General features: G+C 27.6%; 1 protein-coding gene. It reads left to right on the top strand.

All coding sequences use genetic code 11. The annotated features are described in order from the left end of the window. Positions 1-551 (top strand): hypothetical protein (locus OM90_RS12935; protein WP_207643874.1); only part of this gene is annotated, 551 nt, incomplete at its 5' end. Between the last annotated feature and the right edge of the window lie 485 nt (positions 552-1,036).

Here is a 1,036-nt window from a genome sequence, read left to right as displayed (position 1 = left end):
CAAAAGAAAATACAAGTTCAGAATTAACCCAAGAACAATTTGATTTACTATGTAGTTATTTGCCAAATTACGAAAAAGAAAGACAAGAATTAATAGAGAATCATGGAAAAGAAAATATACCTAAATTCGCTAATATAGCAAAAAACTATATGGAAGCAATGTTAAATTTTGACTATCGTATGGATTTTGAAACATATTATAATAGAGCACTGCCATATTCTTCAGGAACATATAATGATAAGACATGGTTTAAAGGTCTATATGATGCCTTAGCTGAACATAAGTTGATAATGGAAGCAAAATTTATTACTGATGAATATTTTGTATATTATAAACATGGAGGTCCTGAGGTAGAAGGATTACTATTATTTCGTATTAAATCAGTAGAAGGAGATTTTAAAGAAGATTTGTTTGGGAAGGATGATTATGAATTAGGAAAATGGTATCAAATAGTTTATCAAGTAGAAGTTGCCAGAGGATTAAAAGGTGCAAATTTTTATGGAGGAGGCTTTAACACTGTTGGATCAGTAATGTCAGTAGAAGGGGATTAATATGAAAAAGATAGTATCCTTATTTATAATAGTTATTTTACTTGTAATGGTTATAGACTTTAGAAATATAAGTTATGCTAATCCTAATCCATCAAATAGAAATAGAGATTTTTAAATTACAGAGAAAGAAGGAAATTCATATATTAGATTTCCCGTTACCTCAACAAAAGCTTCTTCAGAAACAGGACTTAGGTGGGAAACAGAAGCATATAAAATTACAATGTTTCCTAAAGGAAAACAAATAAATATAAATGGCGAAGAAGACCATATAAATTGTCCCATTGAAAATATGAAAGATCAAATAGTTATTGACCAAAGCAGTAGATAAAAATAAAAGCTAGTACAAAAAATAAAACATAATAAGGAGGAAAAATGTATATAAAAAAATGAAAAAAGCAATAAAAAAGATATTTAGCCTTCTTTTACTAATCATTATATCCATAGGAATAGGGGGATGCAAATTAATGAAATCAAATACAAATAAA

The organism is Defluviitalea phaphyphila (genome assembly GCF_001466305.1).
GTDB lineage: Bacteria > Bacillota > Clostridia > Lachnospirales > Defluviitaleaceae > Defluviitalea_A > Defluviitalea_A phaphyphila.
The sequence above is the reverse complement of the archived record's forward strand: the minus strand, read 5'-3'. Positions and strand labels throughout refer to the sequence as shown.